Genomic DNA, 17,550 nt, shown 5'->3' on the forward strand with positions numbered 1-17,550 from the left:
GCATGAGCGGAGACCGCCAGGGAAGCAGCCACTGGTTCGACGACGAGGCCGGACCGGTGGTCCGTCCGTACGCCATGACGCGCGGCCGCACCAGCCACGCGGCCCAGCACCGCCTCGACCTGATCGCGGTGGTCGTCTCGGAGTCGCACCTGGATGGCTCCGAGACGGACCCGTCGCTGTCCCCGGAACACGTGGACATCGTCGAGCTGTGCCGTGACACCCCGCAGTCGGTCGCCGAACTCGCCGCCGAACTCGATCTACCGGTCGGCGTGGTGCGCGTCCTCGTCGGCGACCTCGTGGACGGGGAACTGGTGCATGTGACGCGTCCCGTGCCGCCCGCCGAGATGGTGGACGAAAACATCCTGCGTGACGTCATCAACGGCCTGCGAGCACTGTGAGCCACAGTTCGGCCGCCTCCCCGCCCGCCAAGGCGGCCCCCGCGAGCGTCCTGGGGCGCACACCGAGGAGCCGGAGCGGCGGCCTGGCGCATTGCCGAGCGTGGGCGGGTACCGACCCCCCGACGAACCCGCCAGGCACGAACGGACGCCGGGACCACTCGGCCGTTATGATCCGATCGAGCGTCAACCAGCCGCAGCGCGTCCCCGCCCAGCTGCGGCCACCGTTCCGAGCAGTGCGATCGGAGAGACGGACGTGACCACGGGCTGGCAGTTCTGGGTCGACCGCGGCGGCACCTTCACCGACATCGTCGCGCGCCGCCCGGACGGCCGGGTCCTCACCCACAAGCTGCTCTCGGACAACCCCCGCCGCTACTCCGACGCCGCCGTCGCGGGCGTGCGGGCGCTCCTGGATGACGAGGGTCCCATCGACGCGGTCCGGATGGGCACCACCGTCGCCACCAACGCCCTCCTGGAACGCGAGGGCGAACGCACCCTCCTCGTCGTCACCCGTGGCTTCCGTGACGCCCTGCGCATCGCCTACCAGAACCGCCCCAGCATCTTCGCCCGCGCGATCGACCTGCCCGAGCTGCTGTACGAGCGGGTCGTCGAGGTCGACGAACGCCTCGCCGCCGACGGCACCGTACTGCGCGCCCCCGACCTGGACGCCCTCGCCGGACCGCTTCAGGAGGCGTACGACGACGGGATCCGCGCCGTCGCCGTGGTCTGCATGCACAGCCATCTGCACCCCGCCCACGAGCGGGCCGTAGGCGAGCTCGCCGCCCGCACCGGCTTCCCGCAGATCTCGCTCTCCAGCGAGGTCAGCCCCCTGATGAAGCTGGTCCCGCGCGGTGACACGGCGGTCGTCGACGCCTATCTCTCGCCCGGACTGCGCCGCTACGTCCAGCGCGTGGCCGACGAACTCGAAGGCGTGCGACTGATGTTCATGCAGTCCAACGGCGGCCTTGCCGAGGCCGGACAGTTCCGCGGCAAGGACGCCGTCCTGTCCGGACCCGCGGGCGGCATCGTCGGTATGGCCAGGATGTCGCAGCTCGCCGGCTTCGACCGTGTGATCGGCTTCGACATGGGCGGCACGTCCACCGATGTCTCGCACTTCGCCGGCGAGTACGAACGCGTCTTCACCACCCGGATCGCCGGCGTGCGGCTGCGGGCGCCCATGCTCGACATCCACACGGTCGCGGCGGGCGGCGGCTCGATCCTCCACTTCGACGGCTCCCGCTACCGGGTGGGGCCGGACTCGGCAGGCGCGGATCCGGGACCCGCCTGCTACCGGGGCGGCGGCCCGCTCACCGTCACCGACGCCAACGTCATGCTCGGCCGCATCCAGCCCGCCCACTTCCCCCGGGTGTTCGGCCCGGACGGCGACCAGCCCCTCGACGACGAGCTCGTGCGTGAACGCTTCGCAGAGCTGGCGCACGAGATCCGTGAGCGCACCGGCGACCGGCGCACCCCCGAACAGGTCGCCGAGGGCTACCTGCAGATCGCCGTCGCCAACATCGCGGGCGCCGTCAAGCGGATCTCCGTCCAGAAGGGCCACGACGTCACCCGCTACGCGCTCACCACCTTCGGAGGAGCCGGCGGCCAGCACGCGTGCATGGTCGCGGACTCCCTGGGCATCCGCACCGTCCTCGTACCCCCCATGGCCGGGGTGCTCTCCGCGCTCGGCATCGGGCTCGCCGACACCACGGCCATGCGCGAGCAGTCCGTCGAGGCACCCCTGACGCCCACCTCGATGCCCGCCGTCCTCAGGACCGCCGAGGACCTGGAGGGCGCCGCCCGCGCCGAACTCCTCGCGGAGAACGTGCCCGAGGACCGCATCCGGGTCACCCGACGGGCCCAACTGCGCTACGACGGCACGGACACCGTCCTCGTCGTCGAGCTGACCGAGCCCGACACGATGAGGCACGCCTTCGAAGCACGTCATCGAGCCACGTACTCCTTCACGCTCGACCGCCCGATCGTCGTCGAAGCCCTCTCCGTGGAAGCCACCGGCCTCACCGAACCCCCCGATCTCTCCGCCCTCGCCCCGTACGAAGGCCACTCCGCCGCCCCCGAGACCGTCCGCCTTCACACCGGCGGCGCCTGGCGCGACGTACCCCTTCACCGCCGGGAGCACCTGCCTCCCGGCGAAGCCGTCACCGGCCCCGCGATCATCACCGAGGCCAGTGCGACGACCGTCGTCGACGACGGCTGGCGGGCCACGGCGATCGACGAGGGCCATCTGGTCATGGAACGGGTGGCGATTACGGAGAGTTCCGATCTCGATACGAAAGTCGATCCGGTTCTGCTCGAGGTCTTCAACAACCTCTTCATGTCCATCGCCGAACAGATGGGTGCTCGCCTGGAGTCCACCGCCCAGTCCGTCAACATCAAGGAGCGCCTGGACTTCTCCTGCGCCCTCTTCGACCCCGAGGGCAACCTGGTCGCCAACGCCCCGCACATTCCCGTGCACCTGGGCTCGATGGGCACCAGCGTCAAGGAGGTCGTTCGCCGGCGCGCGGGTGGCATGCGCCCCGGCGACACCTATGCGGTCAACGACCCGTACCACGGCGGCACCCATCTGCCCGATGTCACTGTCATCACCCCGGTCTTCGACACGGAGGGTGAGCGGGTCCTGTTCCACGTCGCCTCGCGCGGCCACCACGCCGAGATCGGCGGCATCGCGCCCGGGTCCATGCCCGCGCGCAGCCGCACCATCGAGGAGGAGGGCGTCCTCTTCGACAACTGGCTGCTCGCCGAGCAGGGCAGCCTCCGTGAGGAGGAGACGCTTCGCCTGCTCACCGGGGCGCGCCACCCCTCACGCAACCCGCAGACCAACCTCGCCGACCTGCGCGCCCAGATCGCGGCCAACCAGAAAGGCGTCGACGAGGTCGGTCGCATGATCGACGACTTCGGACTCGACGTCGTCCAGGCCTACATGAAGCACGTCCAGGACAATGCGGAGGAAGCCGTCCGCCGCGTCATCGAGGCCCTGGACGACGGCGAGTACGCCTACGAGACCGACTCCGGCGCCGTCATCCGTGTCCGTGTGCGCGTGGACCGCGCCGACCGTTCCGCGACCGTCGACTTCACCGGCACGTCCCCTCAGTCGGCGACGAACTTCAACGCGCCCTTCTCCGTCGTCAACGCGGCCGTTCTGTACGTCTTCCGCACTCTCGTCGCCGACGACATCCCGCTCAACGACGGTTGTCTGCGGCCCCTCGACATCATCGTGCCGCGCGGCTCGATGCTCGCGCCGGAGCCGCCGGCCGCCGTCGTCGCCGGCAATGTCGAAACGTCCCAGGCCATCACCGGTGCCCTGTACGCCGCCCTCGGTGTGCAGGCCGAAGGCTCCGGCACCATGAACAACGTCACCTTCGGCAATGACCGGTACCAGTACTACGAGACCGTGGCCTCCGGTTCCGGCGCGGGCGACGGCTTCCCGGGCGCCCCCGTCGTGCAGACCCATATGACCAACTCGCGTCTGACCGATCCCGAAGTCCTCGAATGGAGGCTGCCGGTCCTGCTCGACGAGTTCGCCGTACGGCACGGCAGCGGTGGCGCCGGCCGCTGGCGCGGCGGGGACGGTGCCGTGCGCCGCATCCGCTTCCAGGAGCCCATGACCGTCTCCACGCTCTCCCAGCACCGCAGGGTCCCGCCCTACGGCATGGCGGGAGGCGAGCCCGGCGCACTCGGCGCCAACCGGGTGGAGCGCGCGGACGGGACCGTGGTGCGCCTCAAGGGCAGCGATACGGCGGACGTCGGCCCCGGCGACGTGCTGGTGGTCGAGACCCCCGGCGGCGGAGGGTACGGACCGCCGTCGCCCGACTCCCGGCAAGCAGGAGAGGAAAACGATGATCTTCGGGCGCGGTGAGCGCGGCAGGCCTCCGGTCGAGCCCGTCACACTCAAGATCCTCGTGGCCGGCGGTCTCGGCGTGGGCAAGACCACTCTCGTCGGCACGGTCAGCGAAATCAGACCGCTGCGCACCGAGGAAGCGCTCACCGAGGCCGGCCGCCCGGTCGACGACACCAGCGGCGTGGAGGGCAAGCACACCACCACCGTGGCCATGGACTTCGGCCGCATCACCCTCCGCGAGGACCTGGTGCTCTACCTGTTCGGCACGCCGGGCCAGGACCGGTTCTGGTTCCTGTGGGACGATCTGGCCGCTGGAGCCCTGGGCGCCGTCGTCCTCGCCGACACCCGCCGCCTGGAGGACTGCTTCGCCGCGGTCGACTACTTCGAGCGCCGCTCCGTCCCCTTCGTCGTCGGCGTCAACTGCTTCGAGGGCGCCGTCCGTCACCCCGTCGAGAACGTACGGCAAGCCCTCGCTCTCGACGACGACGTGCCGGTCGTCCTCTGCGACGCCCGGGAGCGCGAGTCGGCCAAGGAGGTCCTGATCGAGGCCGTCCGGCACGCCGGGGCACCCCGGGCCGACCGCCGCCGGAGCGCCACCACCTGACCCGGTGGCCGAGCACATACGGCCCGTACCCCCGCCGACCGGGGTTACGGACCGCAGTCGTGCATGCGCGCGTGGTTCACTCGAGACGCACGCGTGCGTGAAGGGTGATCCTCAGTCCACCCCGTCCTCCTGCCAGCCGAAGCTCTTCTCCACTGCCTTGCGCCAGTTGTCGTACTCGCGCTCGCGTGTCGTCGCCTCCATGGCGGGCGCCCACTCGACGTCCTTCTGCCAGTGGGACTTGAGCTCGTCGAGGTCGCTCCACACTCCGGTCGCGAGGCCGGCCGCGTACGCGGCGCCCAGACAGGTCGTCTCGGAGACCTTCGGACGGATCACGGGCACACCCAGCACGTCGGCCTGGTGCTGCATCAGCAGGTTGTTCTTCGTCATGCCCCCGTCGACCTTCAGGGTGGTGATCCGCACCCCGGAGTCCTGGTACATGGCGTCCACGACCTCACGCGTCTGCCAGCTCGTCGCCTCCAGCACCGCCCGCGCGAGGTGTGCCTTGGTGACGTACCGTGTCAGGCCGGTGATCACGCCGCGGGCGTCGGAGCGCCAGTAGGGGGCGAAGAGTCCCGAGAACGCCGGCACGATGTACGCCCCGCCGTTGTCCTCGACCCCCGCCGCCAGGGTCTCGATCTCGTCCGCGGTACGGATGATGCCGAGCTGGTCACGGAACCACTGCACCAGGGCACCCGTGATCGCGATCGACCCCTCCAGGCAGTAGACCGGTGCCTCACCGCCGATCTTGTAGCCCATGGTCGTCAGCAGCCCGCTCTTCGACGGCACCGGCCGGTTCCCCGTGTTGAGCAGCAGGAAGCTGCCTGTGCCGTAGGTGTTCTTCGCTGTGCCCACGTCGTAGCAGGCCTGCCCGAACACGGCCGCCTGCTGGTCGCCCAGCGCCGAGGCGACGGGGACGCCGGCGAGTTGGCCCACGGCCGTTCCGTACACCTCGGAGGAGGACCTGATCTCCGGCAGGACGGCCTCCGGGACGTTCATGGCGGACAAGATGGAGGAGTCCCACTGGAGCGTCTCCAGATTCATCAGCATGGTGCGCCCGGCGTTGGTGACGTCGGTGACGTGCCGCCCGCCGTCCGTGCCACCGGTCAGGTTCCAGATCAGCCAGGAGTCGATGGTGCCGAAGGCGATCTCGCCGCGCTCGGCGCGGGCCCTGAGACCGGGCACGTGGTCGAGCAGCCAGGCCGCCTTGGGACCGGAGAAGTAACTCGCGAGCGGGAGTCCCGTCTGCTCGCGGAAACGGTCCTGCCCGTCGGTGCCGCCGAGTTCGTTGCACAGTGCGGCCGTCCGGGTGTCCTGCCAGACGATCGCGTTGTGTACGGGCTTGCCGGTGGCGCGGTCCCACAGCACCGTCGTCTCGCGCTGGTTGGTGATGCCGAGCGCGCTGATCCGGTCGGCCCGCAGCCCGGCCTTGGCGATCGCTCCCGCGACCACCGCCTGAACTTTGGACCAGATCTCCATGGCGTCGTGCTCCACCCAACCCGGCTTGGGGAAGATCTGGCGGTGTTCGCGCTGGTCGACAGCGACGATCGCACCGCCCTGGTCGAAGATGATGCAGCGGCTCGACGTGGTGCCCTGATCGATCGCGGCGACGTACTTCTGGGCGTTGTCCGTCATGACGTCCCCTTCGTCCGAGGGTCAGAAGGCTGCTTTGAACACGAGGGCCGACAGCGCCCCGCCGATCAGCGGTCCCGCCACCGGTATCCATGCGTAACCCCAGTCCGAGCCGCCCTTGTTGGGGATCGGGAGCAGGGAGTGCGTGATGCGCGGGCCGAGGTCACGGGCGGGGTTGATCGCATAGCCGGTGGGCCCGCCCAGGGACAGACCGATGCCGACGACGAGCAGGGCGACGAGCAGGGGCCCGATGCCCGAACCGTAGGCCGCCTGCATGCCGGGGACGGGACCGATGCCCGTGCCGGGGTTCTTGCCGAAGAACAGGATGGGCAGCACCAGACCGACGGTCGCGATGATCTCGGTGATCAGGTTGGCGACCGGACGGCGGATCTCCGGGGCTGTGGAGAAGATCCCGAGCGTGGGCAGGGCTGTGTCCTCGTCGGCGTTGGCCTGGAACTGCGCGAAGTAGAGAAGCCAGGTCAGGACGGCGCCGAGGATCGCGCCCGCCATCTGACCCAGCAGATAGTACGGGACGTCCCCCCACTTGGTGAGGTCGGCGATGGCGAGGCCGAGGGTCACCGCCGGGTTGAGGTGTCCGCCGGACTTCGGGGCGGCGGTGTACGCACCCGCCAGGACACCGAAGCCCCAGCCGAAGGCGATGACGACCCAGCCCGCGCCCTTGGCTTTGGAATGGTTGAGGGTGACGGCGGCGCAGACACCGGCGCCGAACAGGATCAGGATGGCCGTACCGATCAACTCGCCGACGAAGATGCTTCCATGGGTCATGGCGGCTCCTAGGCCCTCGCCCGGGGCGGTTCCGCCCCGTGTCCGTCCTTGGTGCAGGGTGCGTTTCCCTTGGCGACTTCAGCCGAAGGCAGGGAGGGGAGGTTCCCCGTCCCCGCCCGGCGTCCGTGACGAGCGTGCTCGTCCGGCGGAATCGCCCGTGGGGGGAACGGCCCGGTCGTACTGGCGTGGGCCCGGGGCGCAGCACTTGAAGACGCCCGAATGGCGGCGATGCCGACTGACACCCGGAAGTTTTCACCGGCACCCACAGAGCGTCAAGGATGCCGACAGCAACGGTTGAAGGCGGACGTCGCACCTCCGGCTCCGCGGCTTTCACGGCCGGCCGGTCGACGTGCAGGGCATGCCCGTAGAGCCCGAGATCGACCGTCGGAACCGTGAGCAGCGCCCGCAGTCGTCCCACCGGGCGAACGCGGATCGCGCCACTCGCTTCCCCCGACCGACCCATGCCTGATAAATGCAAGGGACATGACACGACTCTCCGCCGCGGTACGAGGAATCGTCACCGCGCTCGCCGCCCTGCTGTCCGTCGCGCCCGCCTCCGCCACCGCCCACGCCGCCATGGCGCCCAAGGCGCCCGCGGACTTCGTGGCGCTGAGATCGGTGGACCGGACCATCCTCGAGGAGATCCGGTACTTCACCCCGCACAACTTCGTCGGCGAGCGCATAGACGGCTACCGGCAGCCCCTGTGCATCCTCACCCGCCCGGCCGCCGAGGCCCTCCACAAGGCACAGGTGAAGCTGCTGAGCCAGGGCTACTCGCTCAAGGTGTACGACTGCTACCGGCCGCAGCGCGCAGTCGACCATTTCGTGCGCTGGGCGAAGGACCTCGACGACCAGAAGATGAAGGCCGAGTTCTACCCGCAGGTCGACAAGACCCGCCTGTTCGCGGACGGTTACATCGCGGAGAAGTCCGGGCACAGCCGCGGCTCCACCATGGACCTGACGATCGTACGGCTTCCGGCCAGGCCGACCCGGCCGTACGTTCCGGGCCAGCCGCTCGTGCCGTGCTACACCTCCCGGGACCAGCGCTTCCCGGACAACTCCATCGACATGGGGACGGGCTTCGACTGCTTCGACACCCTGGCCCACACCGACGACCCCCGGATCACCGGCGAGCGGCGTGCCAACCGGCAACTGCTGAAGAGCACTCTGGAGGGCCTCGGATTCGTCAACCTCGCTGAGGAGTGGTGGCACTTCACCTACAAGCCGGAGCCGTACCCGAACACCTATTTCGACTTCCCGGTGTCCCGGGCGTCGCTCGCCTCTTCTGACTGAGTCGTCCCGGAAGACGCCCTCGACGCGATCGGATACAGTCCGCCACGTGTCCGAATCCCGGTTCCCGTCCACCGGCTCCGTGCCGGACTCCCACTGTTCGAGCTGTGGGGCACTCTACGGAGAGGGCGTCTCCGGCTGGCCACGCACCTGCGCTGACTGCGGCACGATCGCCTACCGCAATCCGCTGCCCGTAGCAGTGGCCCTCCAGCCCGTGCACGACCTCGAGGGCACGGCCCTGCTCGTCATCACCCGCACCATCCATCCCGCACGCGGGGGCATCGCCCTGCCAGGAGGGTTCATCGAACAGCGGGAGGACTGGCGGCATGCCGTCGTCCGTGAGCTGAAGGAGGAGACCGGCATCGACGCGGCCGGGCGCGATGTGCGGCTCGTCGATGCGATGAGCTCACCCGACGGCTATCTGCTGCTGTTCGGACTCCTGCCCGAACGTGCGGCCGCCGACCTGCTGCCGTCCGTCGGCACGGACGAGACGGAGGGCTGGCACCTGCTGCGCCGGCCGGCCGAACTCGCCTTCCCGCTGCACACACTGGCGGTGCGGGGCTGGTTCGAGGGCCGGTACGGGTGAGCCTTCGGGCGGGACGGTGCTTGCGCTCGTCCCGCCCTCGTCATGTCCAGGGCCCCCGCGGCCTCCGCCCGACGTACCCGCGGGCCGCCCCACCTCGTCACCCCTGGGCGAGGCCGCGTACCCGTATCGGATGCACGGTCTCTCCCCGGTCTTCGTCCCCGTCCCGCCGGACGACCACCCGCCGGCCCGACCACCGGCTCACATACCGCTCGATCTCCGGCTCGTCCCAGCCGTCGCCCGCGTCCCGCACCACCAGGCCGCCCCCGGACAGCCCCCGGGCCGGCGCCCAGGCCTCCAGCTCCAGACCGCCGTCCTCACCCCGCACGGGTAGGACGGCACCCGCGCGCACGAGCACCGGAATCCGTGACAACGGGGCGTCGACCACCACCGTGCCGGGCCCCTGGAACGCCTTCCCGGTCACCGTGTCGTACCACCGCCCCGGCGGCAGCGGCACCGTCCGCCGGTCCACCCCGGGCTCCAGCACCGGCGCCACCAGGAGACCGTCTCCGAGCAGAAACGCGTCCCCGCAGTCCCTCAGCGCCCGGTCTTCCGGCGCGCCCCACCACAAAGGCCGCACATAGGGCGCACCCGTGCGGCGCGCCAGATGCGACAGCGTGACGAAGTACGGCAGCAGGCGCCGCCGTTCGGTGAGCGCCACGCGCGCGTACTTGAGAACGTCGTCGCCGAACTCCCAGGGCTCCCGGCGCCCGGCCCGCACGCTCGCGTGGGTACGGAACAGCGGCAGGTAGGAGGCGAGTTGGAACCAGCGCAGGTAAAGCTCCGGAGACGGACTCCCGTCGAAGCCGCCCACGTCCGGCCCGGAGTACGGCACCCCGCACAGTCCGAGCCCCATCACCAGCGACAGCGAGGCGCGCAGCCCGGGCCACCCCGTGGCCACATCCCCGGACCAGGTCCCCCCATAGCGTTGCATTCCCACCCAACCGGAACGCGAGAAGAGAAACGGCCTTTCCCGGGGGGCGAGAGCGCGCAGGCCCTCGTACGCGGCCCGGGCCATGCACAGCCCGTACACGTTGTGGGCCTCGCGATGGTCACCGCCACGCCCCTCCAACGCGTGCCGGGCCGAGCGGGGGAGTGTGTTCTCCCCGAAGGCCGTGAACGACACCGGCTCGTTCATGTCGTGCCAGAAACCCGCGAAGCCCTGAGCGAGGCGCTCCTCGTAGCGCCGGCCCCACCACTGCCTCACGCGCGCATGCGTGAAGTCCGGATAGACGGACTCACCGGGCCATACGACGCCTTCGACCACCCGACCCGACGCGTCACGTACGAACGCGTCCTCGCCACTGCCGCTGTCGTACACGGAGTTGCCCGGTTCGGCCTTCACCGCGGGGTCGACGATCGACACCAGGCGGATCCCGTCCCGGCGCAGCTCTTCGGCGAGCACCGGCAGTTTCGGGAAGCGGTCCCGGTCGACCGTGAACACCCGGTGACCGTCGTAGTGGTCGATGTCCAGATGGACGGCGTCCAGGGGAAGACCGCGTGCCTGGTAGCCCGCCACGATCCGCCGCACCTCCCGCTCGCTGCCGAAGCCCCACCGTGCGTGGTGGTGGCCCAGCGCCCAGGCCGGCGGCAGGGCGGGTGCACCGGTCAACGACGCCCAGACACGAAGCACGCGCGCGGGGGTGCCCACCGTCACCCAGCACCGCAGCGGCCCACCGTCCACCCGCAGCTCGCAGCTTCCCGCCCGGTCGTGACCCGACCCCGCACCCTCCCCGCCCTCACGCAGCGTCACTGTGCCGTCCCACGACGTGTCGTGGAACACCAGGTGCGTGCCCGCGTCGGCGACCACCATCTGCACCGGCATGGTGAGGTACAGCGGGTCGTCGCCGGGCCCGAAAGGCCGGCCGGGGTCCGTGTTCCACAGCCGGTAGGTTCCATCGACCAGCCGTGGTCCGGTGGCCCGCCCGCCGAGCCCGAAGAACCGCGCGTCCGGTGCCACTTCGGACCGCTGCATCCACCGCCCGTCACCCCCGTCAACCGGCTCCCACCAGCGGGGCGGCAGATCCCGGCGCAGGGTCACCCCGCCCGGCGTGCGCACCTCGATCGCGCCGTGCCGCGACACCACGACCGTGACGCGTTTCGCCACGACGCGCCAGCCCCCGTCCTTGTCCGGCTCCAGTACCGCCCGCCGATCCGGCTCGGGACTGTTGCCCGCGAGCGCGTACGACGGCTCCGCGCCGGCCCCGTCCCAGCCCCAGAACACCGCCCCGTTCACGGCGACCGTGATCCGCAGCTCGGAGCGGGCGAACCGGACGACACCGCCGCCGGGCTCGGGCCGCACCTCCTGCAAGGTGCCGGGCACCCGTGCCCGCTCCGCTCCGCGCCGCGGCAATCCGGCTGCGTCGGCACGCCTCCTGCGCCACGCGGCCCGTACCATGCGCAGGCCCTGCGCCACACCTCCCGAACCGACCGTCTTCACCGAACGCACCAGGTCACGACCGTCCATGCTGCTCACCCTGCCATTGACATCCCCCTACGGAGGCGCCGTTCAACTGTCGTTCACCCAGGGCAAGAGCACATCTTCACGATGCCAACTATGTGCGGCGCACCCTGGTGCAGAAGTCGATCACATGGCATCGTCCGTGTCAGCCGCGTGACGCGCACACCTCAGCCCGTGCGCGGACCACGCACACCACGCGCACAGTCCGGGAGCCGCCCCATGACCTCAGCGAACCCCATGCCGCTCTGGCAGCCCGACGCCGACCGCATCACTCGGGCACAGATCACCAGGTTCCAGGCCTGGGCGGCCGAACACCACGGCGCCCCCTCCGAGGGCGGCTACGCCGCCCTGCACCGCTGGTCCGTGGACGAGCTGGAGACCTTCTGGAAGGCCGTCACGGAGTGGTTCGACGTACGGTTCACCACCCCCTACGCGCGCGTGCTCGGCAGCCGCTCCATGCCCGGGGCCACATGGTTCCCCGAGGCGACCCTGAACTACGCCGAACACGCCCTGCGCGCGGCCGGCACCCGCGCCGACGAACCCGCCATCCTGGCCGTCGACGAGACCCACGACCTCCGCCCGGTCACCTGGTCCGAGCTGCGCCGCCAGGTCGGCTCCCTCGCCGCCGAGCTGCGCGCCCTCGGCGTCCGTCCCGGAGACCGCGTCAGCGGCTACCTCCCCAACATCCCGCAGGCCGTCGTCGCCCTCCTCGCCACGGCCGCCGTCGGTGGGGTGTGGACCTCCTGCGCCCCCGACTTCGGCGCCCGCAGTGTCCTGGACCGCTTCCAGCAGGTCGAGCCCGTCGTGCTGTTCACGGTCGACGGCTACCGCTACGGCGGCAAGGAGCACGACCGCCGCGACGTCGTCGCCGAGCTGCGCCGCGAACTGCCCACCCTGCGTGCCGTCGTCCACATCCCGCTGCTCGGCACCGACGCCCCCGAAGGCGCTTTGGAATGGGCGGCCCTGACCTCGGCGGACGTGGAGCCGGTCTTCGAGCAGGTCCCGTTCGACCACCCCCTGTGGGTGCTGTACTCCTCGGGTACGACCGGCCTGCCCAAGGCCATCGTCCAGTCCCAGGGCGGCATCCTGGTCGAACACCTCAAGCAGCTCGGCCTGCACTGCGACCTCGGTCCGGAGGACCGCTTCTTCTGGTACACGTCCACCGGCTGGATGATGTGGAACTTCCTCGTCTCCGGCCTGCTGACCGGCACCACGATCGTCCTGTACGACGGCAGCCCCGGCTACCCCGACACGGGCGCCCAGTGGCGCATCGCCGCACGCACCGGCGCCACCCTCTACGGCACGTCCGCCGCGTACGTCATGGCCTGCCGCAAGTCCGGGGTGCACCCGGCGCGCGACCACGACCTCGCGCGCGTGCGGTGTGTGGCGACGACCGGCTCGCCGCTGCCGCCCGACGGCTTCGGCTGGCTGCACGACGAGGTCAGTGACGACCTGTGGATCGCCTCCGTCAGCGGCGGCACCGACGTGTGCTCCTGCTTCGCGGGTGCCGTCCCGACCCTCCCGGTGTACATCGGCGAACTCCAGGCACCTTGCCTGGGCACCGACCTGCAGTCCTGGGACCCCAGCGGCAAACCCCTGATCGACGAGGTCGGCGAGCTGGTCGTCACCAACCCGATGCCCTCCATGCCGATCCGCTTCTGGAACGACCCCGACGGAAGCCGCTACCACGACAGCTACTTCGACATGTATCCAGGAGTGTGGCGCCACGGAGACTGGATCACCCTCACCTCCCGTGACTCCGTGATCATCCATGGCCGCTCGGACTCCACGCTCAACCGCCAGGGCGTCCGCATGGGTTCGGCCGACATCTACGAGGCCGTCGAACGACTCCCCGAGATCAAAGAGTCCCTCGTCATCGGTGTCGAACAGCCCGACGGTGGCTACTGGATGCCTCTCTTCGTCCACCTGGCACCCGGGGCCGTACTCGACGACACCCTCCGGAACCGCATCAAACAGGTCATCCGCGAACAGCTCTCACCGCGCCACGTCCCCGACGAGGTCATCGAGGTCCCGGGCATCCCGCACACCCTCACAGGCAAGCGCATCGAAGTCCCGGTCAAACGCCTCCTTCAGGGCACCCCCTTGGAGAAGGCCGTGAACCCGGGCTCCATCGACAAGCTCGACCTGCTGCAGTTCTACGTCGACCTGGCTCACAAACGGGGCTGACGCTCGCCGCAGCACACCCGGTCAACTCCCTCGCCATTGCCGCGGCCACCGCGGTCGGTACGCGTTGTCAGTGCCACTCATTACTGTGAGTGAGCACTGATCGACCGTAAGTAGGGGGAAGCGTGCCGTACACCGAACAACACTCCATGCGACGTGCGCTGCGCCGCGAAATCGTGGGCACCATCGGCTTGTTGGCCGATGAGGACGACTTCACCGCGATGCGGCGCTACCGCACCTTCGCCTTCGACGACCACACGACCTACCTCCAGCAGGTGGAAGCCCTGCTCAGGAGTCTCGCCGACCAGGGCAGCCACACCACGGTCGCCCTCTTCGACCCGCAGGAGTACGCGGAGTTCTGCGCCGACAGCGGCCTGGAACCCGACGCCCCCTCCAGCCGCACCCGCTTCACGGCGGAACTGGCCACCATGGGGCCGACCATCCCGTACGAGGGACAGCCACTGGACGAACTCGTCCCGGACCTGGTCGACGAGGCCGTACGACAGGCCACCTGGCAGTACGCGACCACCGTGCTGGCCCACCTCGGCCCCTGCGCCTCCTGCGGCGAGAACATCGGGCACGCCACCTTCGCGCATGCCTCCCGGCTCCTCACCCGCATCCTCGAAACCGCGAGCCCCGGCCACCACCATCTCGTGTGCAGCGTCTCGACGGCGCCCGAGACGCTCGTCGCGGTGCTGCACGCCGACGAGGACGCCGACGGCACGATCAGCATCGACGAGACCGAGGTCCTTGAATTCACCTCCGTCCTCGCCCTGGGCCTCGCCACCCACCGCGTGGGCGGACTCGTCATGCGCACCATCGCACCGGACACGGCGGACCGCGTCTATGGCTGGCGCCTGCGCGGGGAACGCCTGGTACCCCTCACCGCGGGAGAGGTCTTCGACGCCTACTGCACCGACATCGAATCCGGCGACCTCGTCTCCCCGGAGTCCGGCGTCGACTACTGCGCACCACCCGATCTCGGGGACAGCGGACCGATGGGCCATACCCATGGCACGGACGAGCCGGAGCCACCACTGCACGCATGATCCGGACACGCTGAGCAACCGACAGGCGCCCGAGTAAGTGAGGGGCGCTCCACCCGCGGGTGAAGCGCCCCTGGCTGCCCGATGACGGAAGCGACGTTCCGGCTACTCGCCGGACAGCACCGCCTGCGCCGCTCGTCGCGCCTCCTCGGCCGTGTCGGCGGCCCGCGCGGCGGCCGCGGCACGCTCGCACTGCGCCAGCGTGTACTTCGCCAGCGTCGCTCGAACATACGGAAGCGACGCCGCACCCATGGACAGGGACGTGACACCCAGGCCCGTCAGCACGCAGGCCAACAGCGGGTCCGACGCGGCCTCACCGCAGACACCGCAGCTCTTGCCCTCGGCCTTCGCCGCCTCCGCGGACACCGCGACCAGGTCGAGCAGCGCGGGTTGCCACGGATCCTGCAGGCGGGAGAGCGCACCCACCTGACGGTCAGCGGCGAACGTGTACTGCGCGAGATCGTTGGTCCCCAGTGACAGGAACTCGACCTCCTGAAGAATCGAGCGCGCCCGCAGCGCGGCCGACGGGATCTCCACCATGGCACCGAACTTCGCGTGCAGCCCGGCCTCACGGCACGCGTCCGCGAAAGCTTTCGCATCGGTGCGGTCGGCGACCATCGGCGCCATGACCTCGAGGTAGACCGGCAGCCCCTCCGCGGCCGTCGCGAGCGCGGTCAGTTGCGTACGCAGCACCTCGGGGTGGTCGAGCAGCGTTCGCAGGCCGCGCACGCCCAGCGCCGGGTTCGGCTCGTCCGCCGGAGTCAGGAAGTCCAGCGGCTTGTCCGCGCCGGCATCCAGCACCCGCACGACGACACGGCCCTCCGGGAAGGCCTCGAGTACCTGCCGGTACGCCTCGACCTGCTTCTCCTGCGACGGCGCCTTCTTGTTGTCGTCCAGGAAGAGGAACTCCGTACGGAACAGGCCGACGCCCTCGGCCCCGGCCTCGACTGCGGCCGGCACATCCGCGGGGCCACCCACGTTCGCCAGCAGCGGCACCTTGTGACCATCAGCCGTGGCACCCGGACCCGTCGAAGCAGCCAGGGCGGCCTTGCGCTCGGCGGCCGCCGCCTCCAGTTGTGCCTTCTTCTCGGCGCTGGGATTCACGAAGATCTCGCCGGTGCTGCCGTCCACGGCGATCACCGTGCCCTCGGTGAGCTCACCGGCACCCGGCAGCGCCACCACGGCAGGAACACCGAGCGCCCGGGCCAGGATCGCGCTGTGGCTGGTCGGCCCGCCTTCCTCGGTGACGAAGCCGAGGACCAGGGTGGGGTCCAGGAGGGCCGTGTCGGCAGGCGCGAGATCACGGGCGACGAGGACGTACGGCTCGTCACTGTCCGGGACACCCGGCATCGGTACCCCGAGCAGACGGGCGACGATACGATTCCGCACATCGTCGAGGTCGGCCACGCGACCGGCGAGGTACTCACCGGCGGCGGCCAGCAGCTCGCGGTACGCGGCGAAGGCGTCGTACACCGCACGCTCCGCGGTGCTGCCGACGGCGATGCGACGCTCCACGTCCGCCAGCAGCTCGGGGTCCTGGGCCATCAGGGCCTGGGCCTCCAGTACCGCCTGGGCCTCGCCGCCCGCCAGGTTGCCGCGCGCAATGAGGTCGGCGGCCACAGCGTCCACGGCCTGGCGTGCGCGCCCCTGTTCGCGCTCCGCGTCCTCCGTCGGAATCTGCTTGGCCGGCGGTTCGAGCACCGCCGTCCCCATGTGCCGAACTTCGCCGATCGCCACGCCGTGGCTCACACCGACGCCTCGCAGCGTTGTTTCCATCTCACCCGTCTCCGAATCATGCGGTGGGCCCCGCCACCGCGATCGTTGCCTCTGTACTGCCGTTCAGCACGGCGTCGGCGTCACTGCCAGGTGAAGAGTTCGTCGCCGGCCTTCACATCGCCGTCCTCACGGAGACCGGAAAGGGAGTCGGCCGTGGCCTCGAGTGCCACCACCGGGCACACCGGAGACTTCCCGGCCTGTTCGACGGCCGCCGGGTTCCAGCGCACGACCGCCTGACCACGCGTGACGGTGTCGCCCTTGTTGACCAGTACTTCGAAGCCCTCACCGTTGAGCTGCACCGTGTCGATGCCCAGGTGGGTCAGCACACCGTGACCTTCGGCGTCCACAACGACAAAGGCGTGCGGATGGAGCGAGACGATGACCCCGTCCACGGGAGAGACGGCCTCCGAGAGCTCACGCACGGGGTCGACCGCCATACCGGGCCCGACCATCGCTCCAGAGAAGACGGGGTCGGGCACTGCGGCCAGTCCGATCGCACGTCCTGCGATAGGGGACGTCACGGTGGTCATGGGAAGCCTCCCAGGGGTGGAGATTCAAACGCGCCGTCACTACCTGTCCCGGACGGCGCACTGTGAAGCAGCGTATGTCATATGAAGTGCCGGTTCCGCATGAGACGTAGGGGTTGATGGCCCTGTAGCGGCAGCCCAAGTGATTTGCGTGTGCTCCAGGGCCCGTGTATAGTCGTACCCCTGCCTGGGGCTGAGTGACGCGGTTAAGCGTCCTGGCTCGGCAGCATCCAACTTGCCAGTTCCTGATCTCAGGGCCGTTCTGCATGTCCGCAGAACAGTGGTCATGGAGACGGAAAAACACTGATAAAGTCGGATCCGCCGGAAAGGGAAACGCGAGAGCGGGAACCTGGAAAGCACCGAGGAAATCGGGTCGAGAAAAGATCTGATAGAGTCGGAAACACCGAAGGGAA

At 70.0% G+C, this 17,550-nt stretch carries 12 protein-coding genes; 7 read left to right on the forward strand and 5 right to left on the reverse strand.

Features of this window, described 5'->3' with window-relative positions:
* Window positions 1-2 precede the first annotated feature (2 nt).
* The 3 genes from ACWDEX_RS27445 to ACWDEX_RS27455 all read left to right on the forward strand — a co-directional run bounded on the left by ACWDEX_RS27445 (window position 3) and on the right by ACWDEX_RS27455 (window position 4,855).
* Complete coding sequence (locus ACWDEX_RS27445; protein ID WP_450466833.1) at window positions 3-398, forward strand: DUF742 domain-containing protein; 396 nt, start codon at window positions 3-5, stop codon at window positions 396-398.
* Window positions 399-651: 253 nt separating this feature from the next.
* Entirely contained in the window at window positions 652-4,269 is a 3,618-nt protein-coding gene (locus ACWDEX_RS27450) for a hydantoinase B/oxoprolinase family protein (RefSeq protein WP_450466835.1), read from the forward strand.
* Window positions 4,250-4,855, forward strand: a complete 606-nt coding sequence (locus tag ACWDEX_RS27455; protein ID WP_450466837.1) for a GTP-binding protein — start codon at window positions 4,250-4,252, stop codon at window positions 4,853-4,855. Before ACWDEX_RS27450 ends, ACWDEX_RS27455 begins: the two co-directional genes overlap by 20 nt.
* 111 nt (window positions 4,856-4,966) lie before the next feature.
* Here the strand turns inward: ACWDEX_RS27455 and glpK are convergent, their stop codons facing one another.
* A complete protein-coding gene (glpK, locus tag ACWDEX_RS27460) occupies window positions 4,967-6,487 on the reverse strand; it encodes a glycerol kinase GlpK (RefSeq protein ID WP_450466838.1) in 1,521 nt (506 codons plus the stop codon).
* A 21-nt stretch (window positions 6,488-6,508) separates the two neighbouring features.
* Window positions 6,509-7,270, reverse strand: coding sequence for an MIP/aquaporin family protein (locus tag ACWDEX_RS27465; protein ID WP_450466839.1), 762 nt, complete (start codon window positions 7,268-7,270; stop codon window positions 6,509-6,511).
* 483 nt (window positions 7,271-7,753) lie between these two features.
* On the opposite strand from ACWDEX_RS27465, the gene ACWDEX_RS27470 reads away from it, so the two are divergent.
* Together ACWDEX_RS27470 and ACWDEX_RS27475 are read left to right on the forward strand one after the other, a co-directional pair.
* Window positions 7,754-8,563, forward strand: coding sequence for a M15 family metallopeptidase (locus ACWDEX_RS27470; protein WP_450466840.1), 810 nt, complete (start codon window positions 7,754-7,756; stop codon window positions 8,561-8,563).
* Window positions 8,564-8,609: 46 nt separating this feature from the next.
* A complete protein-coding gene (locus tag ACWDEX_RS27475) occupies window positions 8,610-9,146 on the forward strand; it encodes an NUDIX domain-containing protein (protein ID WP_450466841.1) in 537 nt (178 codons plus the stop codon).
* A gap of 97 nt (window positions 9,147-9,243) precedes the next feature.
* On the opposite strand, the gene ACWDEX_RS27480 is transcribed toward ACWDEX_RS27475, so the two are convergent.
* The gene (locus tag ACWDEX_RS27480; protein WP_450466842.1) at window positions 9,244-11,610 is read right to left on the reverse strand and encodes a glycoside hydrolase family 31 protein; all 2,367 of its coding nucleotides are present in this window, start codon (window positions 11,608-11,610) and stop codon (window positions 9,244-9,246) included.
* 213 nt (window positions 11,611-11,823) lie between these two features.
* Here ACWDEX_RS27480 and ACWDEX_RS27485 point away from each other — a divergent pair, with 213 nt between their 5' ends.
* Together ACWDEX_RS27485 and ACWDEX_RS27490 are read left to right on the forward strand one after the other, a co-directional pair.
* Window positions 11,824-13,791 carry an acetoacetate--CoA ligase gene (locus ACWDEX_RS27485; protein WP_450466843.1) on the forward strand — a complete coding sequence of 656 codons (1,968 nt, stop codon included), beginning with the start codon at window positions 11,824-11,826 and terminating at the stop codon, window positions 13,789-13,791.
* Window positions 13,792-13,937: 146 nt separating this feature from the next.
* Window positions 13,938-14,837: a hypothetical protein gene (locus ACWDEX_RS27490; protein WP_450466844.1), complete on the forward strand. Its 900-nt coding sequence runs from the start codon at window positions 13,938-13,940 to the stop codon at window positions 14,835-14,837.
* A gap of 102 nt (window positions 14,838-14,939) precedes the next feature.
* On the opposite strand, the gene ptsP is transcribed toward ACWDEX_RS27490, so the two are convergent.
* Together ptsP and ACWDEX_RS27500 are read right to left on the reverse strand one after the other, a co-directional pair.
* Window positions 14,940-16,610 carry a phosphoenolpyruvate--protein phosphotransferase gene (ptsP, locus tag ACWDEX_RS27495; RefSeq protein WP_450466845.1) on the reverse strand — a complete coding sequence of 557 codons (1,671 nt, stop codon included), beginning with the start codon at window positions 16,608-16,610 and terminating at the stop codon, window positions 14,940-14,942.
* Window positions 16,611-16,690: 80 nt separating this feature from the next.
* Complete coding sequence (locus ACWDEX_RS27500; protein ID WP_450466846.1) at window positions 16,691-17,140, reverse strand: PTS sugar transporter subunit IIA; 450 nt, start codon at window positions 17,138-17,140, stop codon at window positions 16,691-16,693.
* Window positions 17,141-17,550 lie beyond the last annotated feature (410 nt).

Source organism: Streptomyces sp. NPDC001020 (assembly GCF_053599115.1).